Annotated in this window: 30 protein-coding genes; 4 read left to right on the top strand and 26 right to left on the bottom strand. The window is 65.9% G+C overall.

Annotation, left to right across the window (positions count from 1 at the left end; translation table 11 throughout):
• Window positions 1-9: 9 nt before the first annotated feature.
• Together ACPCUW_RS01575 and ACPCUW_RS01580 are read right to left on the bottom strand one after the other, a co-directional pair.
• Window positions 10-510 (bottom strand): YbaB/EbfC family nucleoid-associated protein, encoded by a 501-nt coding sequence (locus ACPCUW_RS01575; protein WP_063016680.1) that lies wholly within the window; start codon window positions 508-510, stop codon window positions 10-12.
• Between the two features lie 25 nt (window positions 511-535).
• The gene (locus tag ACPCUW_RS01580; RefSeq protein WP_146098677.1) at window positions 536-856 is read right to left on the bottom strand and encodes a hypothetical protein; all 321 of its coding nucleotides are present in this window, start codon (window positions 854-856) and stop codon (window positions 536-538) included.
• A gap of 163 nt (window positions 857-1,019) precedes the next feature.
• Between ACPCUW_RS01580 and dtd the strand changes: the two genes are divergently transcribed.
• On the top strand, window positions 1,020-1,463 hold the full coding sequence (dtd, locus tag ACPCUW_RS01585; protein ID WP_104363230.1) for a D-aminoacyl-tRNA deacylase: 444 nt from the start codon (window positions 1,020-1,022) through the stop codon (window positions 1,461-1,463).
• 9 nt (window positions 1,464-1,472) lie between these two features.
• Here dtd and ACPCUW_RS01590 read toward each other — a convergent pair whose 3' ends face one another.
• From ACPCUW_RS01590 to ACPCUW_RS01610, 5 genes are read right to left on the bottom strand one after another with little or no spacing between them, the layout of a single operon-like run.
• Entirely contained in the window at window positions 1,473-2,261 is a 789-nt protein-coding gene (locus ACPCUW_RS01590; RefSeq protein WP_423423460.1) for an ESX secretion-associated protein EspG, read from the bottom strand.
• 10 nt (window positions 2,262-2,271) lie between these two features.
• Window positions 2,272-5,208 (bottom strand): PPE domain-containing protein, encoded by a 2,937-nt coding sequence (locus tag ACPCUW_RS01595; protein WP_423423461.1) that lies wholly within the window; start codon window positions 5,206-5,208, stop codon window positions 2,272-2,274.
• A 2-nt stretch (window positions 5,209-5,210) separates the two neighbouring features.
• Window positions 5,211-5,543, bottom strand: a complete 333-nt coding sequence (locus tag ACPCUW_RS01600; protein WP_063016688.1) for a hypothetical protein — start codon at window positions 5,541-5,543, stop codon at window positions 5,211-5,213.
• 21 nt (window positions 5,544-5,564) lie between these two features.
• The gene (locus ACPCUW_RS01605) at window positions 5,565-8,033 is read right to left on the bottom strand and encodes a hypothetical protein (protein WP_423423462.1); all 2,469 of its coding nucleotides are present in this window, start codon (window positions 8,031-8,033) and stop codon (window positions 5,565-5,567) included.
• Between the two features lie 6 nt (window positions 8,034-8,039).
• Complete coding sequence (locus ACPCUW_RS01610; protein WP_423423463.1) at window positions 8,040-8,555, bottom strand: YbaB/EbfC family DNA-binding protein; 516 nt, start codon at window positions 8,553-8,555, stop codon at window positions 8,040-8,042.
• A 252-nt stretch (window positions 8,556-8,807) separates the two neighbouring features.
• Between ACPCUW_RS01610 and ACPCUW_RS01615 the strand changes: the two genes are divergently transcribed.
• Window positions 8,808-9,005 carry a hypothetical protein gene (locus tag ACPCUW_RS01615; RefSeq protein ID WP_030513409.1) on the top strand — a complete coding sequence of 66 codons (198 nt, stop codon included), beginning with the start codon at window positions 8,808-8,810 and terminating at the stop codon, window positions 9,003-9,005.
• Between the two features lie 61 nt (window positions 9,006-9,066).
• Here the strand turns inward: ACPCUW_RS01615 and map are convergent, their stop codons facing one another.
• The 9 genes from map to rpsH form a co-directional block, all read right to left on the bottom strand.
• On the bottom strand, window positions 9,067-9,867 hold the full coding sequence (gene map, locus ACPCUW_RS01620; protein WP_387248630.1) for a type I methionyl aminopeptidase: 801 nt from the start codon (window positions 9,865-9,867) through the stop codon (window positions 9,067-9,069).
• A gap of 5 nt (window positions 9,868-9,872) precedes the next feature.
• Window positions 9,873-10,430, bottom strand: a complete 558-nt coding sequence (locus tag ACPCUW_RS01625) for an adenylate kinase (protein ID WP_387248628.1) — start codon at window positions 10,428-10,430, stop codon at window positions 9,873-9,875.
• On the bottom strand, window positions 10,427-11,746 hold the full coding sequence (gene secY, locus ACPCUW_RS01630; RefSeq protein ID WP_063016692.1) for a preprotein translocase subunit SecY: 1,320 nt from the start codon (window positions 11,744-11,746) through the stop codon (window positions 10,427-10,429). Before secY ends, ACPCUW_RS01625 begins: the two co-directional genes overlap by 4 nt.
• Window positions 11,747-11,940: 194 nt before the next feature.
• Window positions 11,941-12,387, bottom strand: coding sequence for a 50S ribosomal protein L15 (rplO, locus tag ACPCUW_RS01635; protein ID WP_030513405.1), 447 nt, complete (start codon window positions 12,385-12,387; stop codon window positions 11,941-11,943).
• Window positions 12,384-12,569: a 50S ribosomal protein L30 gene (rpmD, locus tag ACPCUW_RS01640; protein WP_030513404.1), complete on the bottom strand. Its 186-nt coding sequence runs from the start codon at window positions 12,567-12,569 to the stop codon at window positions 12,384-12,386. Before rpmD ends, rplO begins: the two co-directional genes overlap by 4 nt.
• 1 nt (window position 12,570) lies before the next feature.
• On the bottom strand, window positions 12,571-13,215 hold the full coding sequence (gene rpsE, locus ACPCUW_RS01645; protein ID WP_039776501.1) for a 30S ribosomal protein S5: 645 nt from the start codon (window positions 13,213-13,215) through the stop codon (window positions 12,571-12,573).
• Window positions 13,216-13,264: 49 nt separating this feature from the next.
• Window positions 13,265-13,672 (bottom strand): 50S ribosomal protein L18, encoded by a 408-nt coding sequence (rplR, locus tag ACPCUW_RS01650; RefSeq protein ID WP_030513402.1) that lies wholly within the window; start codon window positions 13,670-13,672, stop codon window positions 13,265-13,267.
• A 3-nt stretch (window positions 13,673-13,675) separates the two neighbouring features.
• Entirely contained in the window at window positions 13,676-14,215 is a 540-nt protein-coding gene (gene rplF / locus ACPCUW_RS01655; protein WP_423423464.1) for a 50S ribosomal protein L6, read from the bottom strand.
• A gap of 14 nt (window positions 14,216-14,229) precedes the next feature.
• Complete coding sequence (gene rpsH, locus ACPCUW_RS01660) at window positions 14,230-14,628, bottom strand: 30S ribosomal protein S8 (protein ID WP_030513400.1); 399 nt, start codon at window positions 14,626-14,628, stop codon at window positions 14,230-14,232.
• Between the two features lie 417 nt (window positions 14,629-15,045).
• On the opposite strand from rpsH, the gene ACPCUW_RS01665 reads away from it, so the two are divergent.
• On the top strand, window positions 15,046-15,804 hold the full coding sequence (locus ACPCUW_RS01665; protein WP_423423465.1) for a YoaK family protein: 759 nt from the start codon (window positions 15,046-15,048) through the stop codon (window positions 15,802-15,804).
• 29 nt (window positions 15,805-15,833) lie between these two features.
• On the opposite strand, the gene ACPCUW_RS01670 is transcribed toward ACPCUW_RS01665, so the two are convergent.
• The 9 genes from ACPCUW_RS01670 to rplN form a co-directional block, all read right to left on the bottom strand.
• Window positions 15,834-16,205, bottom strand: coding sequence for a hypothetical protein (locus tag ACPCUW_RS01670; RefSeq protein ID WP_195073102.1), 372 nt, complete (start codon window positions 16,203-16,205; stop codon window positions 15,834-15,836).
• 22 nt (window positions 16,206-16,227) lie between these two features.
• Complete coding sequence (locus ACPCUW_RS01675; protein ID WP_290048371.1) at window positions 16,228-16,695, bottom strand: roadblock/LC7 domain-containing protein; 468 nt, start codon at window positions 16,693-16,695, stop codon at window positions 16,228-16,230.
• Window positions 16,692-17,474 (bottom strand): hypothetical protein, encoded by a 783-nt coding sequence (locus ACPCUW_RS01680; RefSeq protein ID WP_423423466.1) that lies wholly within the window; start codon window positions 17,472-17,474, stop codon window positions 16,692-16,694. Before ACPCUW_RS01680 ends, ACPCUW_RS01675 begins: the two co-directional genes overlap by 4 nt.
• Entirely contained in the window at window positions 17,464-17,853 is a 390-nt protein-coding gene (locus ACPCUW_RS01685) for a hypothetical protein (protein WP_195073100.1), read from the bottom strand. Before ACPCUW_RS01685 ends, ACPCUW_RS01680 begins: the two co-directional genes overlap by 11 nt.
• 274 nt (window positions 17,854-18,127) lie before the next feature.
• Window positions 18,128-18,697, bottom strand: coding sequence for a hypothetical protein (locus ACPCUW_RS01690; RefSeq protein ID WP_423423467.1), 570 nt, complete (start codon window positions 18,695-18,697; stop codon window positions 18,128-18,130).
• Between the two features lie 295 nt (window positions 18,698-18,992).
• The gene (locus ACPCUW_RS01695; RefSeq protein WP_025347225.1) at window positions 18,993-19,178 is read right to left on the bottom strand and encodes a type Z 30S ribosomal protein S14; all 186 of its coding nucleotides are present in this window, start codon (window positions 19,176-19,178) and stop codon (window positions 18,993-18,995) included.
• Between the two features lie 4 nt (window positions 19,179-19,182).
• Window positions 19,183-19,746: a 50S ribosomal protein L5 gene (gene rplE, locus ACPCUW_RS01700; RefSeq protein WP_030513397.1), complete on the bottom strand. Its 564-nt coding sequence runs from the start codon at window positions 19,744-19,746 to the stop codon at window positions 19,183-19,185.
• 2 nt (window positions 19,747-19,748) lie between these two features.
• Window positions 19,749-20,063, bottom strand: a complete 315-nt coding sequence (gene rplX, locus ACPCUW_RS01705) for a 50S ribosomal protein L24 (protein ID WP_036498213.1) — start codon at window positions 20,061-20,063, stop codon at window positions 19,749-19,751.
• 1 nt (window position 20,064) lies between these two features.
• Window positions 20,065-20,433: a 50S ribosomal protein L14 gene (gene rplN, locus ACPCUW_RS01710; RefSeq protein ID WP_030513395.1), complete on the bottom strand. Its 369-nt coding sequence runs from the start codon at window positions 20,431-20,433 to the stop codon at window positions 20,065-20,067.
• A gap of 403 nt (window positions 20,434-20,836) precedes the next feature.
• Here rplN and ACPCUW_RS01715 point away from each other — a divergent pair, with 403 nt between their 5' ends.
• Window positions 20,837-22,876 carry a M13 family metallopeptidase gene (locus ACPCUW_RS01715; RefSeq protein ID WP_423423468.1) on the top strand — a complete coding sequence of 680 codons (2,040 nt, stop codon included), beginning with the start codon at window positions 20,837-20,839 and terminating at the stop codon, window positions 22,874-22,876.
• A 2-nt stretch (window positions 22,877-22,878) separates the two neighbouring features.
• Here ACPCUW_RS01715 and ACPCUW_RS01720 read toward each other — a convergent pair whose 3' ends face one another.
• Window positions 22,879-24,987: a glycogen debranching N-terminal domain-containing protein gene (locus tag ACPCUW_RS01720; RefSeq protein ID WP_063016702.1), complete on the bottom strand. Its 2,109-nt coding sequence runs from the start codon at window positions 24,985-24,987 to the stop codon at window positions 22,879-22,881.
• Window positions 24,988-25,038: the final 51 nt, after the last annotated feature.

Below are 25,038 nucleotides of genomic sequence, written 5' to 3' on the forward strand. Positions count from 1 at the left end.
TACCCCGGGTCACCAACTGGAGTCGGTGACCCGGCGTTCCGGTTCGACCGGATAGGTCTCCGCATCCGCGAACCGGAGCTCGTCCTCGCCGTAGGCGGCGGTTCGATCCGGTGAATCCGGCGGCGCCAGTGAGGGTTCCGGTGCGGTCGGCAGGCGCATATCGGGCATGCCCTCGATCAGATCGGTGAGTTTGGGCAACCGGGCCCGGCGTTCCTGCAGCGGCGCCATCAGTTCCCGATGCCGCTGCGCCAGATTCTTCGACGCCTGCTGGGCGGCCTCGGTCACCGCCCGAGCGATCTCGGAATAACTGAGATCCTCGATTCCGGCGCCGAACTTGGTCTCGATGACGGTACCGTCGGCATTCACGCTGACCGTCACCCGGTTCTTGCGCACCGACGCGGTGCCGGTCAATTCCGCACGGTCACGCTGGATTTCGGCGATCACGCGCAGTTGCTGTTTGGCCTCGCCGATGATTCCCGCCAGCTCGGCCTTCATATGCTCGTTCGTCATGGGCGCTCGATCCGCGGCTGTTCGATCACTTGAAGCCGTAGGTGTTGCCGTGCTCCATGGTCTCCAGATAGGTGGCACTGTCGTTCTGGCCGTCGGAGAACTTCTCGAAGGCGGTGGAGAAGTTACGCGCCCCGGTGACCATGTTGTCGTGTGCGGCGAGGTAGCCGTCGCCGCTGCCGGTACCGGCGAACTGCTTGCCCAGACTGTCGTCCCCCCAGCAGTTTCCGTAGCCGGTGGTCTTACCCTGCAGTTTCGTCAGCACCTGTTCGATGTGGTCACGCACGTCCTGCGTCTTCCCGGCGGCCGTGCGGAGTTTCGCCACCTCGACCTCGATCTCGTCCGCCATCGTCCGTCCCTCCATCGCACTGCCGGCCGGCGCCCGTCGACGCTGGTCTTCGACGATGGCAGTCCCGGGAGAATCATCAGTGGCGCCGACGTGAACTCCGGGTGGCCGGTCCCGAAAGCCACCGCGAACCCACCGCGGCGGCCGGTAACCGATGATGGGGGGCATGCGAATCCTGGTACAGCGCGTCAGCTCGGCCCGGGTCACGGTCGACGACGAGGTGGTGGGCGAGATCGACCCGCCCGCGATGGGAGTGCCGCACGGCCTGCTCGCCCTGGTGGGCGTCACCGGCACCGATACCGCCGCGCTCGCGAAGACGCTGGCGGACAAGTTGTTTCGCCTGCGCATTCTGGAGGGCGAGCGCTCGGCCGCCGACCTGGGCGCGCCGATCCTGGTGGTCAGCCAGTTCACCCTCTACGCCGATACCGCGAAGGGCCGGCGGCCCTCCTGGTCGGCCGCGGCACCCGGAGCGGTCGCCGAACCCCTGGTCGACGAATTCGCCGCAGCACTGCGCGATCTCGGCGCCACCGTCGCGACCGGCCGCTTCGGCGCGCACATGCAGGTGTCGCTGGTGAACGACGGGCCGGTCACGCTCCTGCTCGAGGCGTGAGCGGCGCGCTCACTCGTCCACCTCCTGATAGTCGTTCATCCGCTGCACGATGTGCTCGGCCTCGGTGTCGATCCAGTCGGCCAGTCCCGCCGAGCCCATCCCGACGGCCACCGGCGCCGGTTCCTCCAGGGGAATCACATAGCGACCGTCGTCGGGCAGATCGCGCCACAGCCGTGCCACCGAGATGCGGCCGCGGGGACCGAATTTCGATCTGCCCTGGGTCAATCGAACGGTGCCGGTGTGAGTCGCGGGAATGTCGAAGAAGGCCGCACTGGTGAGCCCGCGGTAGTCGTCATCGTCGTCGGCGACCATCGAACCGCCACCGGAGGACCGGCCGGTGCTCTCGCCGATCTCGATCTCGATCGGTCCGCGCCGACCCGGTCCGGCCGCCGGCAGCAGTCCGACGACCGTCTCACCGAGCGCCCGCGGATCGCAGGCGGTGATGGTGAAACCTTCGGCGTGTCTGAGGGTTTCGCCCGGCAACTGCACCACGACGAACCCACGGGAGCCGAGCCGCCCAGCATAGAAGCGCACCCGCGTGTTCGGATTGTCGAAATCCGAATCCTCCCACGCCTCGCCGCCGACCAGCACCTCCGGCAGCACCATGGTGTCCACGATCGCCTCGAAGGCGCTGTCACCGCGGTTCTCCAACTCCGCTCGGATGCGGCGCCATTCGCGCTCGTAGTCGTCCAGATACGGGATGCGGCTGGTGATGCTGAACATCGACGGCACCAGACCGAAGAATCGGGTATCGCACAACACCTTGAATTCCAGGTCCGTCAGGGTCCACCTGTTCACATTTCCTCGTTCATGGTTCGATCACCGGCTTGACCCGGAACGGGGTGTCGCCCATCGCGTCGTCGAGCCAGTCCGTGGACGTCAGGTATTTCGGCCGCCGGTGCTGACCCTGAGGTCCGGAATTGCCCGCGCTCGACGCCGGGGTACCCGCCATCCCGGGCTGGCCGGGTTGTCCGGGCTGACCGGCCTGCTGATCGTACGAATCGTGGTGTCCGGCACCATAGGTGGAGACGTCCGCCGGTAGCGATGCGCGCGGGAACTTGTCCGGTTGCCGCGGTTGATCGAGTTGCTGGGGCGGTGTCGCATCGTCGGGCCCGACACCGCCACCGACTCCACCACCGTCACCGGCCCCGCCACCGGCATCGGCGCCTCCCCCGCCGGCGCTGTCGCCGCCGGGATCCAGTTGTGCCGCGATATCCGACAGCCCCTCCATACCCGGGGTGTGGCTGAGGTCCCGGAGCCGTTCCGCCAGCGAGTGCAGCGGATCGGTATCGCCCGTACCGGACAACATTTGATCCAGGCCGGGAATCCCGGAAAGCAGGTGGCTCAGATCCGGATTGCCGGAGAGAAGTTGATCCACCCCGGTCGATCCCGAGACCAACTGGTCCAGACCGGGGATACCGGACAGAAGATGACGCAGATCCGGATTGCTCGCCAGCAACTGATCGAACCCAGGAATGCCGGAGAGCAGTTGCCCCAAGCCGGACAGGCTGTCGTGGGCCGTCTGCCCGAGCTGGTTCAGTGCCTGTTCGCCGCCCGAGAGCAGCGATTCGAGCGGATTGGTGCCACCTGCGCTCCCTCCGAGCAGCGACGCGAGCGGATTCGAGTTGCCCGTCCCGCCGGACAGCAGCGACTCCAGCGGATTCGCACTTCCCGTCGTCGCCGAATTACCGAAGGACGGCACCGTCCGACCGGCGCTGTCGCCGGTGGTGCCGGTTCCGGCCTCCGTATTCTGTTCTCCCGCAAGGCCGGACAGGAGATCGTCGAGTGACGGCAGCTGCTGCTGACCGTTCTTGGCCGCGCCCGCCCCGGACTGCTGTGTCTTACCGAGACTCGACGGAATCGACGACGAACCCGTCCCCGAGGTGGATCCGGTGCCGGTCGACGAGCCGGTGCCACTGCCGGTCGGACCGGAGTACGGCGTGCTGCTGGGACCGGAACTGCCGCCGGAGGATCCGCCGGTGTCGCCGAGTCCGGCGGAATTGAGCAGGTCGCTCAGATTCGGTAGTTGCTGGTTGGACTCGCCGCTGCCCGGCATGCTGTCGTAGTTGCTCGGCATCGGCGAACTCTTGCCGGTGCGACCCGAACCCGAGCTCGCCCCGGATCCGCCGCCGTAACCGCCGCCCGTACCACCTCCGTAACCGCCGCCCGTGCCACCGCCGTAGCCCGAGCCGTAGTCGGAACCGCTGCCGTAGCCCTGGCCGCTGCCATAGCCTCGGCCGCTGCCGTAGCCCTGGCCACTCCCGTAGCCGTCGCCACTGCCGTAACCGGATCCGCCGCCGTAACCGGAACCACTGTCGTAACCGCCTCCGTAGCCGGAGCCACTGCCGGAACCCGAACTGTGCGAACCCTCTTCGTAGCCGACCTGGTAGCCCTGCTGGTAGGCCTCCTGCAGCTGCTGCGATGTGGCGCCACTACCCGACCCACTGCCGTACCCGGATCCGCTGCCATAGCCCGACCCACTGCCGTAACCCGAGCCGCTGCCGGAGCCGTTACCCGAACCGCTGTCATATCCCGAGCCGCTGCCGTACCCGGATCCGCTGCCGTAACCCGAGCCGCTCCCGTATCCGGAACCGCTGCCGTAGCCCGAACCGCTGCCGTATCCAGAACCGCTCCCATAGCCCGAACCACTGCCGTAGCCCGAACCCGAACCACTCCCCGACCCGCTGCCCGAACCACTGCCGGAACCCGAGCCCGAGCCGCTGCCCGACCCGGATCCACTACCCGACGTGCTACCACCGCTCGCCTGGCCCGGGATGGCGATCGTCGGAATCGTCGAGATCGTCGATTTCATCGGTTCCGCGTAGTACTTCTTGTAATTCGCGCGGTATTCGTCGGTGTGGTGATGTTTGCAGCCCGTCTTCTCCGGCTGTCCGGGAGTGGGCATCGACTTGCGCGTGGCCTCGAGCCAGTCGCTGGTGTACCGCAGACTGGCACCGGTCACCTTGATGGCGTCGATCAGATCCTGCGTACTGTCCTTGTAATTGCGCACGGCGGTCACCGCCGCGGCCGACGACGTACCGGTCCAGCTGGCCTGCAACTTCGCGATCTGGTCCGCGTAGGTGGCCATATTGCTGGAAAGCAGCTTCGACATCGAATCCCAGAATCCGGATAAATCCATCGGCGGCTGGGCGTGAATCGTCTGCCCCAGCTGGATCATCTGGTCCCAGTCCAGACTGTCCGGGTTCTCGATATTGATGGTGACCGAATCGGTCTTACCGCCGTAACCCTGGATCGCTTCCGGGAAACTCGGCATCGACCAGCTGTCGTCGACGAGATCCTGATTGAGGTCGGCGACCAGACTCCCACCGTTCGAGGAGAGTTTCGGCGGCGTCACATTGCTGGTGACGTCCTTGGGTTTGGCCAGCGTGTCGAAATTGAAGGTCGAACTGTGCTCGTGCGCCGCGAAGGTCTTCCCCGCGGCGACGAAGGTGTCGAACTGATCGCGGACCACATTCGCATGGGTCATCAGCGAGTTGTACAGTGCCGCACCGTGATTGCTGTAGACACCGGCCAGATCGCGGCTGGACTGCAGAATACTGAAGGCGCCGACCTCGTGCGCGCGGGTGTCGTGGACCGATTGCGCCAGGGCTTCCAGATTGGCGATCAGCTGCGCCGCGGCATCGGTGGCGGCCTTGATGTCCTTCGTATCGAACTGCAGCACACCGGCATTCGCCGCACCCAGAATTTGGGTCCATTCGGTGGTATCCGCATTCGGCAACGTCATGATCAGCCTCCGAGGCCTTGGGTCGAACCTTGTTCGGCGGCTCTGAACTGGTCGGCGGCCGACCGCTCACCCTCGGCGAATTGAAACAGGGCATCGGCCATGCTGTAGCCGCCGTCGACCATATTGGTCCGCGTCGCCTTGTATCCCTTGTCGCCGTCGGCGAACTTCTTGCCGGACTTGTCGTTTCCCCACGGCTGGTTGGCGGAGTCGTTCTCGATTCCGGCCAGCGTGCTGTGCAGGGTATCGATCACGCCCCGAACCTTGTGTGAGACTTCCTCGGGCAGGTCGGCGGCTCTTGTCAGCGCGTCGACGTCCACCTCGATCTTCTCCGCCATTGTCAGTCCCTACCTGTGTGCCTACATCTGGAACGGCTTGTCGACATTCGGGTCGCCCCCACCCGGGTCGCTCGCGCCCGGATCGTCCGAGGCCGCCGCGCGCGGCGCGGGCGGAGGATCGGCCGCGTCCAGCCACGCTTGCTCGCCCGGTGCGTCCGGGGCGTCGTAGTGCGCCGGCATCGGACCGATGTCCGGCACCTTCTTCGGCCGCGACTTCGCGCGATAATCCTTGCCCGGCCCCAACGGCCTCCCCGGATCCTTCGGCTCATCCGGGTCAGCGGGCGGGGGCGGAGCCGGCGCCGGACGCGACGGCGTCATGTAATTCGGATCCGACGGGTCCCGAAAACTGCCGCCCTGCCCACCATTCACCGGCGGCTGCGGCGCCGGACGCGACGGAGTCATATAGTTCGGATCCGACGGATCCCGGAAACCACCGCCCTGCCCTCCGGTGGAGGGATTCGACACCGGGGCAGTCGGCGGCCCTTGCTGTGTGAACGGTCTGGAGAAGTTCGGCGGGCCACTCGGATTGCCCGTCGAATTTCCCACCGGCGCAGCGTGAACCGGCGCCGACGACGAGCTCACCGGCCCGCCCCCCGACGCACCCGGCTGCGTGAACGGCCGGGAGAAATTCGGCGGATTGCTCGAATTCCCCACCGGCGCAGCGTTGATAGCAGGCGCCGGCCGAGAGCCGGGGGCCGCGCCCGCGGAATTGCCGATCGGATGCGGCACCGATCCGTCACCACCGCTTACCGGCGGGGCGGGGGCGGGGCGCGACGGCACCATGTAGTTCGGATCCGAGGGCGAACGGAAACCACCACCCCCCTGCCCACCATTCACCGGCGGCTGCGGCGCCGGACGCGACGGCACCATATAGTTCGGATCCGACGGATCACGGAAACCGCCACCACCCTGCCCACCACTCACCGGCGGCGCAGGAGCCGGACGCGACGGCGTCATGTAATTCGGATCCGACGGATCCCGAAAACCACCACCCGCTGTGGACGTCGACTGATGCGGTCCACCGAAACCCGCTGGGCCCGAATGCGTTCCGCCCGTTCCTGATTGTCCGCCCGCCCCCGCTGCGTGCGTCGGCGGTGCGGGGGCCGGGCGCGACGGCACCATGTAATTCGGATCCGAGGGATCCCGGAAACCACCGCCCCCCTGTCCGCCGTTCACTGGTGGCTGCGGCGCAGGACGCGACGGCGTCATGTAATTCGGATCGGACGGATCCCGGAAACCACCACCTTGCTGGTGGTTTCCGCCGTTCGTCGTCGAAGTATTCGTCGTCGACGCCGCCTCGGTCTGCCCCGACACCGGTCGCGGCGTCAGCGGATTGTTCGTGGGTGGCGTCTTCGGCGGGGCCCAGGGCGCCTTCGCATTCATCCAGAGGTTGAATCTCGGGTCGCCCTCGGTATCGGTGGTCGTCTTCGTTCCCAGACCGCGCATACCGCCGACCATTCCGCCGCGGGCCGCACTACCTACCCAGCCTTCCGGTCCCGCGAACGCGCCCGCGATATCACCGGTCACCGCACCCGCGCCGATATTGCCGAATATGTTGCCGAAGACACCGGCCGTGGCACCGATCGTCGCGCCTTGCAGGAACATTCCCGACCGGAACGGCATATTGGTGATCGCACCGCCGAACTTCTTGTCGAGATTGCCGATCCCGAAGCCCATGTACCGGCCGAGTTCGCGACTGGGAATGGTGCTCAACGCCGAGGCCGCCCAGGAGGCGCCGAATTCCTTCCAGTTGAATCCGTGCCGCTTACCGTCCGCGATCTGCGCGCCCTGCACGATCGCGTTGGTGACCGGAGCCCAGAGCGCGCCCTCACCGAATTTCAGCGTATACACGCCCATGCCTTTGGCCGTGGGCAGAATCGTCTTGGCCTTGTACTTCCAGGTCTGTCCCTTCATCCCCTTCCAGGTATCGGCGGAGAGGATGTGCTTGAACCAGTACCGCGAGGCGCCGTTGAGTTCGCCGCGGGTGGCGAATCCCAGTTTCGCCCAGGCACGTTCGAGCGCATTCTGCAGTGCGTCGGCGATGAATTTCACGATCGATCGCGTGGTGCCGATCGCGGCGGCCTCCACCGCCGGCGCGGTCGGCGGGAACAGCCACGCCCAAGCGATCTCGACCAGCAGAATGCACAGCGAAACGATGATGTTGATCTTCGCCGACTGCAGTTCGGTACCGACGTCGAAGGTCGAATCGCTGATGGTCTTGAACGATTCGGCCAGCGTCGCGAGCGACTGGTCACCCTGCAGAAAGGCATCGAACAACTTGCCGATCTGATCGGCGGCATCCCCGGCCGGAAATGCCGCCATCGCTGCCGTTTTCGCGCTCTCGATACCGGGAACCTGCGCCGCGAGATCCTTGGACGCCTGCTCCCAGGCCCGCGAAACCGCCCACATCTTGTCTTCGTCACCGTCGGGCCAGCTGGCGCCGGCAACCCAAGCGATCGGACGTACGGGCGGGGGCAGGTACAGGCTCACGGGGGATCAGTCCTCGTCGGACACCATCGAGCGGTGCGCGCTGCCGTCCACCGGATGCGCGGGCGGGACGTCGCGATAATCCTCGATCCGGGTCGGCGCCGGTGGCGCGGTCGGCATCATCTGCCCGAGATCCGGTGCGCCCTCGACGAATTCCGACAATTTCGGCAATTGCAGCTTCCGCTCGCGCAGCGGCCGCATGAGTTCGGCGCCGAGTCGCAGCACCTCCGCCGCGGCCTGCTGCACCGCCGCGGTCATCCCCGCGGCGATCTCGTCGTAGGTCAGATCCGCGATATCGTCGGCGAACTTCGTGTCGATGAGCAGTCCGTCGGCATTGACGGTCACCTGGATTCGCTGCTCACAGGTGTTCGCCGTGGCCGTCAGCCGGGAGCGTCGCAACTGGATCTCGGCGATGCCGCGCAATTGCTCGTCGAGCCCCTCGAGCACCGTCATCATGTCGGCATGGAGCCGTTCGTTGACCACTGCCACCTCCACCGTCGACGCGCGCAGTAGCAACAACAGCACACCAGATTGAATATCCGGTGGCGCCCAAGGAAATTCAGTGTCGGCTACCGCCGTGCACCCGGGCCGGGGCGGGCGACGGCGGCGCCGGGTAGCTGTGGCACACCCGCAGCGCCTCGCCGCACCGCTTGTGAGATGTCCAATGCGCAACCCGGAACGGAACGATCGGACCGGCCCGAGAGTTAGGTTCTCGACCAGCAGATATTCATCACCACGTGCGGTCTCGACGCCGTGCGCCGACTGTGAGGAGGGCCCGTGACCGAACGCAGTATCGCCATGAACCCCGGAATGCACGAGGTTCTCGACTACTTCGGCAAATGTCCCGAATGCGGTTATCCCGCACGGGCTTCCGCCGATTTCGCCGGGGCGCCCACCGTCGTCGCCAGTTGCGACCGCCCGTGCGGCTGGACCGGCGTGGTGCCGCTCACCACCATGACCGGGCGCACCGCCTGACAGCCCGCTGACAGCACGACGCACCCGCGCCGACGAGGCCACGGGTGCGTCGCGATACGAATTATTCGGGACGAACGGTCAGGATCCGCGGACCGTCCTCGGTGACCGCCACCGTGTGCTCCCAGTGCGCCGCGCGACTGCCGTCGGTGGTGACGACGGTCCAATCATCTTCCAGCACAGTGGTTTCCGTGGTGCCGAGGGTCAGCATCGGCTCGATGGCCAGCACCGAACCGACCACCAGTTTCGGACCGCGTCCGGGCGCGCCCTCGTTGGCGAGGAACGGATCCATATGCATCTGGCGGCCGATGCCGTGTCCGCCGTACCCGTCCACGATGCCGTAGGCGCGGCCGTGCTCCTTCTCCGCGGCGCGCGTCCCCAGTTCGATGGCGTGCGAGACGTCGGTCAGACGATTGCCCGGCAGCATGGCCGCGATACCCGCGTCCATCGACAGCCGAGTGGCCTCGCTGAGCAGCCGATCGGCCTCGATGACCTCACCGACGCCGAACGTCCACGCCGAATCGCCGTGCCAGCCGTCGAGGATCGCGCCGCAGTCGATGGATACCAGATCGCCCTCGGCGAGCACCTCGTCCTTCGACGGAATCCCGTGCACCACCCGGTCGTTCACCGAGGAGCAAATCGATCCCGGGAAACCGTGATAGCCCTTGAAGGACGGGACGGCGCCCGCTTCGCGAATGGTCTGCTCGGCGACCTCGTCCAATTCCAAGGTCGACACGCCGGGCTTGGCGGCCGCGCGCACGGCCACCAGCGCACGGCCGACGATCGCGCCGGCCGCGGCCATGGCATCGAGCTCACCGGCGGTGCGGAACGGCACCACCTTCTTCTGCTTGAGGCCGAAAACCATTCGCCTCAGCGACCCAGGGCTCGGAGCGCGCGAGTGTTGACCTCGGCGATCTCGCCGACACCGTCGACGGTAACCACGAGACCGTCGTAGTGCTCGAGCAGCGGCTCGGTTTCCTCGCGGTACACGTTCATCCGGTTCCGGATGATCGTCTCGTTGTCGTCGGTGCGTCCGCTGGTGCGGCCGCGCTCGACCAGACGCTCGACGAGCGTCTCCTCGGGAACCTCGAAACTCAGCACCGCGTCCAGCGCGTGGCCGGACTCCTTGAGCATCTTCTCCAGGGCCTCGGCCTGGTCGACGGTGCGCGGGTAGCCGTCGAGCACGAAACCGTTGACGGCGTCGGGTTCGGCGATGCGGGACTCCACCATGCGGTTGGTCACATCGCTGGGCACCAGGTTGCCGGCGTCGAGGTACTTCTGCGCCTCGCGGCCCAGCGGGGTCTGCTGGGAGATGTTCGCACGGAACAAATTCCCCGTGGAGATGTGCGGAACACCCAGCTTGTCCGACAGCAGTTCGGCCTGTGTCCCTTTACCGGCACCCGGCGGTCCGAGCAGTACGAGTCTCACTTGAGGAACCCTTCGTAATTTCTGTTCATCAGTTGGCTCTCGATCTGTTTGACCGTATCGAGGCCGACGCTCACGACGATCAGCACCGACGTGCCTCCGAACGGCAGGAAGTTCGAACCGCCCCCGCCGGCACCGATGTGCAACAGCAGGTTGGGCAGTACGGCAACAGCACCGAGGTAGATCGAACCGGGGAGGGTGATTCGGCTCAGTACATAGTTCAGATAGTCGGCGGTCGGCTTACCCGGACGGTAACCGGGAATGAAGCCACCGAACTTCTTCATCTCGTCCGCACGTTCCTCCGGGTTGAAGGTGATCGCGACGTAGAAGTAGGTGAAGAACACGATCAACGCGAAGTAGATCAGGACGTACACCGGGTTACCCGGGTTCACCAGATACTTCTGGATGATCTTCTGCCACCAGCTGTCGGAGTTGGAGGACTGGGTCAGCTGGGCGACCAGATTCGGCAGATACAGCAGTGAGGACGCGAAGATCACCGGGATCACACCGGCCTGGTTGACCTTCAGCGGTAGATAGGTCGACGACCCGCCGTACATCTTGCGGCCGACCACGCGCTTGGCGTATTGCACCGGTATTCGGCGCTGGCCCTGTTCGACGAAGATCACGCCGACGATCACCACGAAGGCAGCGACACACACCAGCCCGAAGATCAGGCCGCCCTTGCTGTCGAGGATCTGCTTGCCCTCGCTCGGGATGCGGGCGGCGATGCCGGCGAAGATCAGCAGCGACATACCGTTGCCGATACCGCGCTCGGTGATCTGCTCGCCGAACCACATCACCAGCGCCGCGCCGGCGGTCATCACCAGCACGATGATGATCAAGCCGAAGATGCTGGTGTCGGCCAGGATCTCGTCCGGGCAGCCGCGCAGCAGCTGGCCGCGCGAGGCGAGCGCCACCAGACCGGTGGCCTGCAGAATCGCCAAAGCGATCGACAGATAACGCGTGTATTGCGTCATCTTGTTCTGGCCGGACTGGCCTTCTTTTCGCAGTTCCTCGAACCGCGGAATGACCACCGTCAGCAGCTGGATGATGATGCTCGCGGTGATGTAGGGCATGATCCCGATCGCGAACACCGACAGCTGCAGCAGCGCACCACCGGAGAACAGATTGATCAGCTGGTAGATGCCGGCATTGTCACCGCCGGAGACGACGTCGATGCAATGGCGGATCGCCTTGTAGTCGACTCCGGGCGACGGTAGCGAGGCGCCGACGCGGTACAGCGCGATCAGGCCCAGCGTGAAGAGAATCTTCCGCCGCAAGTCCGGGGTCCGGAAGGCCGACACGAAGGCGGAAAGCACAGATCCTCCTGGCTGACGACACGGGGGTCACGCCCACTTCCGTCACCTCGGCACATACCGGTGCCCTACAGGGCAGGGCCGGTCCTGTGCCACGACAACGGGGCAGACTGGTTGGCAGACAACACTTGAACTCTAACAGCGGCGCCGGACGGGCTCTCACCCGTCCGGCGCCCCGACTGTATTACCAGTAACTGTCAGCCCAGTTCGGTGGCGGTACCACCGGCGGCGGTGATCTTCTCCTTGGCGGAGCCGGAGAACTTGTCGGCGCTGACCTGAACGGCCACACCGATTTCACCCTCGCCGAGCACCTTCACCAACTGGTTCTTGCGCACGGCACCGGCAGCGACGAGCTCGTCCTTGCCGATGGTGCCGCCCTGCGGGAACAGCCGCGCGATATCGCCGACGTTCACGACCTGGTACTCGACGCGGAACGGGTTGGTGAACCCCTTCAGCTTCGGCAGGCGCATGTGGATCGGCATCTGGCCGCCCTCGAAACGGGCCGGCACGTTCTTGCGAGCCTTCGTACCCTTGGTACCGCGACCGGCGGTCTTACCCTTGGAGCCTTCACCGCGACCCACACGGATCTTCTCGGTCTTGGCGCCCGGGGCGGGCCGCAGGTGGTGGAGCTTGATGGGGGTCATGCGGTTTCCTCCTCAACGGAAACGAGGTGGCGCACGACGTTGATCAGCCCGCGGTTCTGGGCGTTGTCCTCGCGGACCACGGTCTGGCGGATACCGCGCAGGCCGAGGGTGCGAAGCGACTCCCGCTGATTCTTCTTGGCGCCGATCGTGGACTTGATCTGGGTCACCTTGAGCTGTGCCATGTCAGACTCCCTGTCCGGCACGCGCACGCAGCATGCCCGCCGGGGCAACGTCCTCGATCGGCAGACCGCGACGAGCGGCCACCTCCTCCGGACGCTGCAGCATCTTCAGGGCAGCGACGGTCGCGTGCACGACGTTGATGGCGTTGTCGCTACCGAGCGACTTGGCCAGGATGTCGTGGATACCGGCGCACTCCAGCACGGCACGCGCCGCACCACCGGCGATCACACCGGTACCGGGCGAGGCCGGACGCAGCATGACGACACCGGCGGCAGCCTCACCCTGCACCGGGTGCGTGATGGTGCTGCCGATCATCGGGACGCGGAAGAAGCCCTTACGAGCCTCCTCGACACCCTTCTGGATGGCCGCGGGAACTTCCTTGGCCTTGCCGTATCCGACACCGACCAGGCCGTTGCCGTCGCCCACGATCACCAGGGCGGTGAAGCTGAAGCGACGACCACCCTTCACGACCTTGGAGACGCGGTTGATCGCGACAACGCGCTCGAGCTGGTTCTTCTCGGCGGCATTGTCACGACGGTCACCGCCGCCGCGACGGTCACGACCGCCGCCGCGCTGATCGCGCTCGTTGCCACTGCCACCCTGTCCGGCGGGTCCGCTGCCGCCGTCACGCCGCTGACGTCCCGGCATCAGACGTTCCTTCCGTTCGTGTTCATTCGGTCCGCGAGTCGAATCTGCATCAGAATTTCAACCCGCCTTCGCGAGCAGCATCCGCCAGAGCGGCGATGCGGCCGTGGTAGTCGTGGCCACCGCGGTCGAACACCACGGCCTCCACACCGGCAGCCTTCGCGCGGGCGGCCAGCAGCTCGCCGACCTTCTTGCCCTTCGCGGACTTGTCACCGTCGAGCGCGCGCACATCGGCCTCGATCGAGGACGCGGAGGCGACGGTCTTGCCGACGGAGTCGTCGATCACCTGGGCGTGCAGGTGCCGCGAGGAGCGGAACACGACCAGACGCGGACGCTCGGCGGTGCCGAGGACCTTCTTGCGCAGACGGAAGTGCCGACGGGTCTTCGACACCCGGCGACGAGTCGACGCATCCTTGCCGACCGGCTGGCGGGCGGCTTTCTGAGCTTCAGTTTGTGCCATGGCTTACTTACCCGTCTTTCCGACCTTGCGGCGAACGACCTCACCGGCGTAGCGGATGCCCTTGCCCTTGTACGGGTCGGGCTTGCGCAGGCCGTGGATCACTGCGGCGATCTGGCCGACCTTCTGCTTGTCGATGCCGGACACCGAGAACTTGGTGGGGGCCTCGACCTGGAAGGTGATGCCCTCGGGGGCCTCGATCGGAACCGGGTGGCTGTAGCCGAGGGCGAACTCGAGGTTCGAACCCTTCTGCTGCACGCGGTAACCGACGCCGAAGATTTCCATCTTCTTCTCGTAGCCCTGGGTCACGCCGACGATCATGTTGTTGATCAGGGTGCGGCTCAGGCCGTGCAGCGAGCGGTTGCGGCGCTCGTCGTTCGGACGGCCCACCTCCAGCTCACCGTTCTCGGCCTTGGTGACGGTGATCGGCTCGGCGACGGTGTGCGAGAGGGTGCCCTTCGGCCCCTTCACCGACACCTGCTGGCCGTCGATGGTCACCTCGACGCCGGCGGGAACCGAGATCGGCTTCTTACCGATACGCGACATTGTTCCTACCTCCCTTACCAGACGTAGGCGAGGACTTCCCCGCCCACACCCTGCTGCTTGGCCTGACGGTCGGTGAGCAGGCCCTTCGACGTGGAGATAATTGCCACGCCCAGACCGCCCAGCACCTTGGGCAGGTTGGTGGATTTCGCGTACACCCGCAGACCCGGCTTCGAGACGCGGCGCACACCCTGCAGGCTGCGCTCCCGGCTCTGGCCGTACTTCAGGTCGACTATCAGGGTCTGGCCGACGGGCGCATCCTCGGTGCGGTAGTCGGCGATGTAGCCCTCGCGCTTGAGGATCTCGGCGATGTTCGCCTTGAGCTTCGAGTGCGGAGCCTTCACCTGATCGTGGTACGCCGAGTTGGCGTTGCGCAGACGGGTCAGAAAGTCTGCGATCGGATCAGTCATGGTCATGTGTTGACCGTTACCTTTCTCGCCGCGGTTCCCATACAGCACCGTCACGCGGGGCGGTCGTGGGCCTACGACAATTTCGGCTGGTCCGGCCGACACCGTTGCCGACCGGATTGGAATGCTGTCACCCGGAGCAGCGCGCACGCATATGGGCACGAGGGTGCCCGAGCAACCGGTCTAGTGTAGGCGAGCGGTATGAGCGGGCAAAATCGGGGTGACCACCGCCGATAGGCGACTCGTCACCCGCCGACCCCCAGATATGGAGTCATGTGATGGTCATCACAGTCAGTAAATTACTCTGAGATCCAATATTTCCGGATCGTCGGGGGGAAATTTCACAGCTTTTTCTGAGGTGTAGCTAGTACGTTTTGCTCCATAAGTCCAGGACAGACAGACAACTTGGGGATCTGTATGCCTGCTATGAACCTCACCAACCCGCATCGCGCGCTTGTTCTCGCTTACGGATCGCTGCTCGCAACAGTCGCGGGCTTCGTCAATGCAGTGGCCATCCTGACCCTGGCCATCCCGGTCGGCAACGTGACCGCGGCGACAATGCAACTTGGAATGGACACCGCCAGCCCCTGGCTGTTCGAAAGCAGCCTGCTCGCCATCATCCTCATCGGATTCTTGATGGGAGCCGTGTCCGCCGGCGCGATACTGGCGCCGGCGAAGACACCTGCGGGAGTTCGACACAGCGTCATCATGAGCGGCGAGGCATTGCTACTCGTTGCGGCCTTCGCCTGCCCGGTGGACACGCTGTCGGTCTTCCTCGCGGCCGTTGCCTGCGGACTACAGAACGGGAGCACCTCGAGCCTGCGAACGATGCAGATCCGTACCACCCACTTCACCGGCACCGTCACCGACCTCGGCCTGCTCATCGGACGTGCACGTCGACACGGTATCGACAGATGGCGCGCCGCGGTGCTTACAGCCACGGTCATCACGTTCGTCACCGGGGGCATCGCGGGCACCCTTCTGGGCGGCCGGATCGGCGAAGCGGCACTGCTGTTGCCCGCCGCGGTCTGCGTCGTCATCGCCATCGCCGGAATCGCCTACGACCGCCGTCGCTCCCTCCCGGCATCGTCGGGCGAATCCGAACCACGAGACGCTGCCGGCCGCGACGGGTCTGCCCTCGGGCGGTCCCGAATTCGAGACGGCCACTCGGTGGTACACGCATGATCCGTCGGTGACGGTCATGCAGCCGCTACTTACACCTCGAGTTCCTCTTCGATGCCTTTGAGGCGGTGCCGAGCCAGCGCGAGATTGGCCCGGCCACGATCCAGGGCGAGATACAGGAACAGGCCCTTGGAAGTGCGGCCGGTCATCGGGCGAATGATGTGGTACTGCGTGGACAGGGAGATCAGAATGTCCTCGATCTCCTCGTTGAGGCCCAGCTGTTCGATGGTCCGCAGTTTCGCGCGCACCACCTCCGTATTACCGGCGCCGGCGACCTGCAGGTCCAGCGCCTTCGAACTGCCGAGCATTCCCAGCGACATGCCGCTGTTGTAATCGACGACCGATGCGCCGAGCGCGCCGTCGATCGCCATCATTTCCTTCAGTGCCAGATCCAAATTGGACATAAATGTTCCCTTTCTTTCGGTGTTACACGTTCCGGTCGGCGCGATGCTTGCCGCTCGGAGTTCTCAGGCGGTCGGCGATCGCACGAGCCGCCGGACGCGATTCCAGGTGCAGCCGGCCGACATTCACCTGCGGTTCGGCCAGCACGGTCAGCGAGGTCCAGTCCGCCGCGTAGACCACCACGTGACCACCGGTGCCACGCACGACCACCTCGTGGAATCCGCCGCCGACCGCGGTCGCGGCGAGCCGCTCCGACAGCGCCAGCTGCGATGCGGACAGTGCCGCCATTCCGGTGGGTTCGATCTCCGGTGGCAGGTCGTGGGCGATCAGGAGCCCGTCGCTGGAGGCCACCAGCGCACCGATCAATCCGGGGACGCGCTCGCGCAACGCCTTCAGTTCCGTCAGCACCGCTTCGTTCGGCTCGGGTTCCGATATCGACACCTTGCTGAACCTTCCCATCAGATCGCCGAGCAGTTTCTTCCGCGCGGTCACGCAAGTTCCTCCAGTGCCGCCCGCAGGCGGAAGAGCACGTCCACATCGACCGGAGACTCCCAACGGTCCGGCGGCGCAACGGAAACGGCGTTGCGCCGACGGCGAACCAGCGGAGGTGCGGCGGCGTGCGCGGAATCGGCGGCGGCCGAAGCCGACAGCACCGGCTGCTGCACCAGTCCCGCCAGCGTCAGATCCCGGACCGCCTCGAGACAGCCGTAGCTCGTTCGCCCGAGTTCCTCGGCGATGTCGGCGACGGTGCGCCGACCGTCGACGGCAGCCAGCACCTCGGCCTGTCCGCCGGTGAGCGCGATGCGCCGCCGCCGCACCCGCCGCACCGGTACGACCGGGGTCCGCGCGACCAGTTCGGCAGGCCACGGACCGGCTTCCGGATCGCCGCGGCGTGCGCATTCGTGGACGAGCAACCGGGGATTGATACGGCAGATCGGCGCCAGCCAGTGCTCGGGCGCGGGTTCGAATTCGGCGATGGCCGGTGCGGAGAGCAGAAAGTAGGCGGCGTCGAAAACCGACAGCAGGGCAAGGGTTTCCAGACGCGGCCGCGAGAGCAGATTCCCGGGGTCTCCCGATCCGGCCCGCTGCCAATCCTCGGCGGTGGCCACACCCGCCTCCACCACGAGCCGGCCCAATCCGGTGGTGCGCCGGCAGTCGGCGGTGACCACCTCGCCACGAGCGAAGTGGAACGAACCGTCCCCCGCGTGCAACACCCCGGTACTTCTCTCCTGCTCCAGCCGTGTCATTTCCACGGCCAGGTCAGCGCCCATGACTGCCTTCGGCGAGTTCGGACAGGATCGCGCGCAGCTGGTATCGGGACATCGCCAGATTCCCGGTCTCCTCGTCGAAGAGGACGTGGACGAACAGCCGGCCGTCGAAGTCGCCGTCGACCATATTCAGCAGGTGATAACCGCGGGGGCCGGACACGATGATTTCGGTGACGTCGTCGTCCGGTTCCGCACCCAGCGCCGGGCAATTCAGCACGGCGCGCACCACATCCGTTGTGGCAGCGGCATCCTCGTGCTCGTCGATCGGATCGTGCCTACCGGCGGCGGCGACGGCGAGCCCACTCGCCCCGTCCACCAACGTCACTCCGCGCGCACCCGGAACTTCCATGATCCGTCTCAGGCACTCGTCTATGCTGCTCACCCACGCCACCACTCGTCGACTTCTGCCCTTTTGAAACGGTGACGTTACACACTGATTCGGCGATGGCCATTTGGAGGGGAAATTTCCGGCAAATTTGTTGCGCCGCAGGTCATCCGGCCCGCATCAGGCCCGGTACAGCCGAAACCCGCTACCCGCACCCATGTTTCGGGCAGTACCATTCACCGGCCGGGTGCCAACTGGACAGTCGAGCAAATCGCAGGTGCACACCCGGTCCGGCATCCGGACAGATCGGACGACCGCGGCGCGAACCGGGTCAGAACGGTGCGAAGCTCGGCTGAATCGCCCTGTCGGCGATCAACTCCGCCACATCCTCCGGCTCCAAGAACGTCAACTCGTCCGGACCGGCGACGTCCCGGGGTTCGGGATTTCGCAGCCGGTCGACGAAGCGAAGCACGAATCCGGTGAACGGTCCGTCGAAGACCTCGGTGCCGACCTCGTGCACCATCGTCACGACCTTCCAACGCTCCGGGTCCGGATCACAGGGCAGGAAGAAATGTTCGTCGCCGCTGTGGTCGTAGCCCCAGGAAATGAGACCCCCCGGCTCGGGGTGAATCGGATACGGCACGTCATCGGGATCGTCTTCTCGCAATTCGCCGAATGTTTCGTGGATGAGTTGCATGCGCTCCAGCAGCGGACTCGGTCCCTGCGGATGAAAGACGGCGAGCTCTCCGGAAATCACCCCACTGCCGTAGGCATCGAGAAACGCCTTGAAGTCACCGGGCAACGCGGCGCCCACATAGTTCTCGACCTCCGCCCAATCGCCGGCCGCGCGCCGCGGCGCCGGAGCGCCCAGCAACCGCACGAGTTCATCGAATTCCGTCACGCACTTCCCCATTCCATCGACAGCCGAGCGGTGGACAAGGTAGCCGCGCGATATGAACTGCGCCGGCGATTCGTTGCCAGCAGTGAGAAGGACGCGAACGGCAAATCTTTTGCGCCACAGGATTTCCGGCGGAGTATGGACGCGTCGATCCCCGAGCCGGATTTTCGCGGAGATTGCACGAGGAGTTCGAAACCTTCACCCCCAACACAAGAAAGGGTACGGACTCGGATGAGTCCGTACCCTTTCTCGATTCGATTGTCGCGCTCAGCGCGGGCGCTGCGTCAGCAGCGCCGGCTCACCAGGAGCTCTTGTGCACGCCCGGCAGCTCGCCGCGGTGCGCCATCTCACGGACGCAGACGCGGCACAGGCCGAACTTGCGGTAGACCGCGCGAGGGCGGCCGCAGCGCTGGCAGCGGGTGTAGCCACGCACGGCGAACTTCGGCTTCGCGGCGGCCTTGTTGACGAGAGCTTTCTTAGCCATGTGCTCAGTTCTCCTTGAACGGGAAGCCGAGGTGCTTGAGCAGGGCGCGGCCCTCCTCATCGTTGGTCGCGGTAGTGACGACCGTGATGTCCATACCGCGCGGACGGTCGATGGAGTCCACGTCGATCTCGTGGAACATCGACTGCTCGCTCAGGCCGAACGTGTAGTTGCCGTTGCCGTCGAACTGCTTCGGCGACAGGCCGCGGAAGTCGCGGATACGGGGCAGCGCGATGGACACCAGGCGGTCCAGGAACTCCCACATGCGGTCGCCACGCAGCGTGACGCGCGCACCGATCGGCATACCCTCACGCAGCTTGAACTGCGCGATGGACTTGCGGGCCTTGCGGATCTCCGGCTTCTGACCGGTGATCAGGGCCAGGTCGTTGACGGCGCCGTTGATCAGCTTGGCGTCGCGGGCGGCGTCACCGACACCCATGTTGACGACGACCTTCACCACGCCCGGGATCTGCATCACGTTGGCGTAGTTGAACTCGTTGTTCAGCGCGTCCTTGATCTCCGCGCGGTAGCGCAGCTTCAGGCGGGGCTGAATCTTTTCAGACGTGGTCATGCTCAGATGTCCTTCCCGTTGCGACGGGAGATGCGCACCCGCTTGCCGTTCTCGTCGGTGCGGTAACCCACCCGGGTCGGCTTGCCGTCGGAGTCGACAACCATCACGTTGGACACGTGGATGGGCGCCTCCTGGGTCACGATGCCGCCGGAGCTGGCGCCGCGCTGGTTCGCGGAGTTCGCGACGTGCTTCTTGATCCGGTTCACGCCCTCGACCAGGACCTTGTCGGTCGCCGGGTAGGCCTGGATGACCTTGCCCTTGGCGCCCTTGTCCTTACCCGAGACGACGATCACGGTGTCGCCCTTGTGCACCTTCATGTCAGAGCACCTCCGGGGCCAGCGAAACGATCTTCATGAACCGCTTGTCACGCAGCTCGCGGCCGACGGGGCCGAAGATGCGGGTGCCACGCGGATCGTTGTCCGCCTTGATCAGCACCGCGGCGTTCTCGTCGAACTTGATGTACGAGCCGTCCGGACGACGACGCTCCTTGACGGTGCGCACGACGACCGCCTTGACGACGTCACCCTTCTTGACGTTGCCGCCGGGGATGGCGTCCTTGACGGTGGCGACGATGACGTCGCCGATACCGGCATAGCGACGCGACGACCCGCCGAGCACGCGGATGCACAGAATCTCCTTGGCACCCGTGTTGTCGGCGACGCGCAGTCGCGACTCCTGCTGAATCACTTCAGCTCCTCCTAGACCTGGACGTAATGCACGCCGGATTGCCGACCCGACGGGCATGGTCAGTTGCCCTTCGACGGACCTTGACGGCCCGCTCCCGCAAGCTCAGCGGGGCAGCGCCTGCCAGCGGTTTTGCATGATCGGAAGGATCAACCACTGTGGGTTCGCGGCCGAAGTGCGGGCACAATACCCGCAGGCAACCCGACAAGTGTAGCGAAGCCGCAGGTCGCGCCCAAATCAGGGTCGAACGGGGTCCGGCACGGCCACCCCACGGGTGGCGGTCGAACTCAGCCGAGTCTCAGCAGGTTCGGTTAGCCTCTCACGGACGCAACCGGCCCGGCCTCCGCGTGGAGTCGCAGTGACGGTCGTCGCGCAGGTGCACGATGAGTCGGGGAGAGGATTTTCTGTGACATCGTCCGGTCGCCAGGTCCGCCTGGGTCGCCGCTCGTTCCTGATCGCCCTCGGCGCGGTGCCGGTCGCCACCGCCCTGGTGGCGTGCAATAGCGACGCGAAGCCGAAACCCCTCACCGGCCCCGATCTGTCGGGCGTCGATCCCGCGGTGCGGCCGCAGGACGATCTGTACCGCAATATCAACGGCGCCTGGCTGCGCACCTACCAACTGCCGCCGGACAAGGTCTCCTACGGCACCTTCGCCGAGGTGTCCGATCGGGTCGAAGGGCAGCTGCGCGAGGTCATCGACGGAATCCACGATCCTAAGGACGGGTCGGAGGGCCAGCAGATCCGCGACCTCTACGACGCGCGGATGGATCTCGACACACTCGAGAAGCTCGGCACCACCCCGCTGCAACCGCTGTTCGCGCGGATCGACGGGGCGCAGACCAAGGCCGATCTCGCGAAGGTCATGGGCGCGCTGCCGCTGGGCGGCCTGATCGGGCTCGGTGTGAGTATCGACCGCAAGAATTCGAATGCCTACATTCCGTCCGTGGGCCAGTCCGGTCTCGGAATGAGCGAGCAGTACTACCGGAAACCCGAATTCGCGCAATATCTTTCCGCGTACCAGACGCTGCTGCACAAACTGGCGACCGGCGCCGGCCTGCCCGATCCGGACGACGCGGCCGAACGCACACTGGATCTCGAGAAGCGCATCGCCGCCGGTTACTGGGACAACGTGCGCACCCGCGACTCCGATGCCACCTACAACCTCATGGCGTGGAACGAGATGACCACGCTGGCACCGGGTTTCGACTGGGAGCCGTGGCTGGCCGGCAGCACCGACCGGCCCAAGGAACTGTTCGGGAAGATGGTCGTCGGCGAACCGTCGTTCGTCACCGCGGCCGGGCAGCTGTGGACCGAGGTGGATATCAACATCTGGCGGGAGTGGCTGAAGCTCAGCCTGCTGCGCAAATACGCCAAGTACATGAACAAGGATCTGTCGGACGCGAATTTCGATTTCCTGAAGGCCACCAGCGGGATCGAGCAGCGCCCGGAGCTGTGGAAGTCGGCGGTCGCGGTGGTCGACGGCAATCTCGGTGAGCAGCTGGGCAAGTTGTACGCGGCGAAATACTTTCCGCCGCAGGCGAAGACGCGCGCCAAGGAGCTGGTCGACAATCTGCTGGCCGCCTATCGCGACAACTTCCGCAACTCGCCGTGGATGTCGCCGCGGACCCGCGAGGCCGCGATCGCGAAACTGGACAAGATCACGGTCAAGATCGGCTACCCCGACAAGTGGGTGGACTATTCGAAGCTGAAGGTCACGCGCGGCCGGCTGGTCGAATCCCTGCTCGCCATCGAGGCTTTCGAGGCGAAGCGGTCGATGGACAAGCTGGGGACGCCGGTGGACAAGGCCGAATGGGGTATGTCGCCGCAGACCGTCAACGCCTACTACGAGGCAACCTCCAATTCCATCAACTTCCCGGCCGCGATCCTGCAAGCCCCGTTCTTCGACACCGACGCCGAACCGGCGGTGAACTACGGCGCGATCGGCGCGACCATCGGCCACGAGATCGGGCACGGCTTCGACGACCAGGGCTCGAAGTACAACGGCGACGGCAATCGCGAGGACTGGTGGACCCCGGAGGACCGGACCGCCTTCGAGGCCAAGACGAAGCAGCTGATCGATCAGTACAACGCCCTGGTGCCCGAGGGACTGCCGCCCAGCGATCACGTCAACGGCCAGCTGACCGTCGGTGAGAACCTCGCCGACCTGCGCGGACTGATGATCGCGCTGGCCGCCTTCCGCATCGACGAAGCCAAGAACGGCCGCAACACGCCCGACTACACCCCGATGTTCCAGTCCTGGGGCCGCAATTGGCGGGAGAAGCAGACCCAGCAGTCGCTCGAACAGCAGGTTGCCACGGATCCGCACTCCCCCGGCGAATTCCGCTGCAACCAGGTGGTGCGCAATCTGCCGGAGTTCTACGCGACCTTCGGCGTCCAGCCCTCGGACAAGCTCTTCCTGCCCGAGGACCAGCGCGTGAGTCTGTGAGGTCAGTGGGTGATCAGCCGCCAATCCTCGGGCAGGTTGGCGGCGGTCACCTGCTCACCGTCCACTGCCAGATCCACCGCCGTTCCGCCGAGGCGCAGATCGGTGAGCTCTACCCTGCCCCAGCGCGCGGGGACATGCGGCAGGACGGTCACCGTGCGGTGCGGCACGTCGGGTTCGAGCCCCAGGAACGAACGGACCAGCAACAGCGGCGCGGCGCTGGCCCAGGCCTGCGGGGAACACGAGGTCGGATACGGCACCGGCGCCGAGAAGCGGGAGCGCTGAAAACCACAGAACAACTCGGGCAGCCGGCCGCCGAAAGCGGTTGCGGCGTCGAGTAATCCGTTGGACAACCGGGTGGCCAGCCCGACCGCGCCCGGGATGTGGCGGTACCGCAGCAGACCGGCGACCGCGATGGCGGTGTCGTGCGGCCAGACCGAACCGTTGTGATAGCTCATCGGATTGAACGCGCCCATCCCGGAAGACAGTGTGCGCAAACCGAATCCGGAGTCCATCTCCGCGGTCGCCAGATGGTGCACCAGTTGTTCGGCGTGGTCGTCGGTGACGATGCCCGACCACAGGCAATGGCCGACATTGCTGGTGAGCGCATCGACGCGGCGCTTGTTACCGTCCAAAGCGACCGCATACCAGCCCTTTTCGGGAATCCAGAAGGCTTCGGCGAATTTCGTGCGCAATTCGGCGGCATGTTCGCGCAGCTTCCCGGCCTTGTCCGACTGCCCGAATTCCTCGGCCAGTTCGGCCCGGGCCAGGATCGCCGCATAGACGTAGCTCTGCACCTCACACAGCGCGATCGGCGCCTGGGCGAGATGTCCGGCCGCGTCGTTGATGCCGTCGAAGCTGTCCTTCCAGCCCTGGTTGATCAGGCCGCGGTCGGTCGCGCGCTGATATTCGACGAAGCCGTCACCGTCGCGATCGCCGAAGTGCGACATCCAGTCGAGGGCCGCGTCCGCCGCCGGCAGCAGCGTCTGCACCGCCTCCGGCGACGCACCCCAGCGCCGGGTCTCGGCCAGCAGCATCACGAAAAGTGGTGTGGCGTCTACGGTTCCGTAGTACACCTCCCCGCCCAGGGCCAGTCCGCCCGCCGGGCCGCGGCGGATCTCGTGCATGATCCGGCCCGGCTCCTCCTCGGTCAGCGCGTCGACCTGCTGGCCCTGCATTTCGGCCAGCTGCTGCATGGTGCCGAGTGCGAGCGAGGAGTCCAGCGGCAGCGCCATCCACGCGGTGAGCAGCGAGTCGCGGCCGAACAGCGTCATGAACCACGGTGCGCCGGCCGCGACGAAGGTGCGATGCCGGCGTTCCTCGCGAATCTGCAGTGCGCCCAAATCGCTTTCGGTGCGCTGCAGAATGGCGGTGAGCTGCGGATCACCCGTGGTGAGTTTGGTGGCGGTGTCACGCCAGGCCGCCATCTTGCGGCCCGGTTCGCTGCTGCGATAGTGCTCGCCGGGGCGCAGGGCGACATGCACCCGCTGATTGGCCACGGTCGGCTGCGCGAGGATCTCGGTCTGCCAGCGGCCGGTGGCGGGCACGACGATGCGCCAGGTCAGCGAGCCGGGCAGCACGGTGGGGAGTTCCGAGGAGGACACCGCCAGGCCGCGTGCGCGATCGGAGCGGTCGTTGAGAAGCAGTTCGTTGTCGGTGACCAGTATTTCGGCGCGTCCGTGCCCGGCCCGGCCCTCCTTGACGGCGAACAGATCCACGAAGTCGGCGTCGGCGCGCAGCTCGAGCACGACGGCGGTGGGTTCGCGGCCGAGATTCTCCAGGATGACCGTTTCTCGCATCCCGTCGGCGACGAGTCGTTCGCGCACCACCAGGAGACTGGAATCGGCGGCGCCGGACCGCGGCGGCCGCCGCAGGATGAAGCGCGCGGTGAATGCCTCGGGGCTGAGCACCGACAGCGGTTCGAGCCGCTGCCCGTCCACCCGCAGCTCCCACCGCGACACCACCCGGGCGTCGCGATAGAACAGGCCCTGTGAGGTTCCCGATTCCACATCGCCGACCCGGTCGGACAGGCAGAAGGTGCTGCCCTCGACCAGCGTCACCGAACCGTTCAGCAGGGCGGGTTCGCCCCCGTTGAGAGGTGAGGGCCCGGTCATCGCGCATCACCCACTCGGGGGTGTCGCGGCGCCGCGGTAGGCACGGTAGAT

The organism is Nocardia sp. AB354, assembly GCF_049538315.1.
Taxonomy (GTDB): domain Bacteria; phylum Actinomycetota; class Actinomycetes; order Mycobacteriales; family Mycobacteriaceae; genus Nocardia; species Nocardia nova.

Bases quoted from the DNA above. Each gene is read 5' to 3' on its own strand.
- ACPCUW_RS01580 (WP_146098677.1), bottom strand. From the start codon at position 856: ATGGCGGACGAGATCGAGGTCGAGGTGGCGAAACTCCGCACGGCCGCC.
- map (WP_387248630.1), bottom strand. From the start codon at position 9,867: ATGGTTTTCGGCCTCAAGCAGAAGAAGGTGGTGCCGTTCCGCACCGCC.
- ACPCUW_RS01720 (WP_063016702.1), bottom strand. From the start codon at position 24,987: ATGACCGGGCCCTCACCTCTCAACGGGGGCGAACCCGCCCTGCTGAAC.
- rpmD (WP_030513404.1), bottom strand. From the start codon at position 12,569: ATGGCACAGCTCAAGGTGACCCAGATCAAGTCCACGATCGGCGCCAAG.
- dtd (WP_104363230.1), top strand. From the start codon at position 1,020: ATGCGAATCCTGGTACAGCGCGTCAGCTCGGCCCGGGTCACGGTCGAC.
- rplF (WP_423423464.1), bottom strand. From the start codon at position 14,215: ATGTCGCGTATCGGTAAGAAGCCGATCTCGGTTCCCGCCGGCGTCGAG.
- ACPCUW_RS01695 (WP_025347225.1), bottom strand. From the start codon at position 19,178: ATGGCTAAGAAAGCTCTCGTCAACAAGGCCGCCGCGAAGCCGAAGTTC.
- ACPCUW_RS01680 (WP_423423466.1), bottom strand. From the start codon at position 17,474: ATGGGCGCTGACCTGGCCGTGGAAATGACACGGCTGGAGCAGGAGAGA.
- rplR (WP_030513402.1), bottom strand. From the start codon at position 13,672: ATGGCACAAACTGAAGCTCAGAAAGCCGCCCGCCAGCCGGTCGGCAAG.
- rplE (WP_030513397.1), bottom strand. From the start codon at position 19,746: ATGACCACGTCTGAAAAGATTCAGCCCCGCCTGAAGCTGCGCTACCGC.
- rplX (WP_036498213.1), bottom strand. From the start codon at position 20,063: ATGAAGGTGCACAAGGGCGACACCGTGATCGTCGTCTCGGGTAAGGAC.
- ACPCUW_RS01670 (WP_195073102.1), bottom strand. From the start codon at position 16,205: ATGTCCAATTTGGATCTGGCACTGAAGGAAATGATGGCGATCGACGGC.
- ACPCUW_RS01575 (WP_063016680.1), bottom strand. From the start codon at position 510: ATGACGAACGAGCATATGAAGGCCGAGCTGGCGGGAATCATCGGCGAG.
- rpsH (WP_030513400.1), bottom strand. From the start codon at position 14,628: ATGACCATGACTGATCCGATCGCAGACTTTCTGACCCGTCTGCGCAAC.
- rpsE (WP_039776501.1), bottom strand. From the start codon at position 13,215: ATGCCGGGACGTCAGCGGCGTGACGGCGGCAGCGGACCCGCCGGACAG.
- rplO (WP_030513405.1), bottom strand. From the start codon at position 12,387: ATGACCCCCATCAAGCTCCACCACCTGCGGCCCGCCCCGGGCGCCAAG.
- ACPCUW_RS01595 (WP_423423461.1), bottom strand. From the start codon at position 5,208: ATGACGTTGCCGAATGCGGATACCACCGAATGGACCCAAATTCTGGGT.
- ACPCUW_RS01600 (WP_063016688.1), bottom strand. From the start codon at position 5,543: ATGGCGGAGAAGATCGAGGTGGACGTCGACGCGCTGACAAGAGCCGCC.
- ACPCUW_RS01665 (WP_423423465.1), top strand. From the start codon at position 15,046: ATGAACCTCACCAACCCGCATCGCGCGCTTGTTCTCGCTTACGGATCG.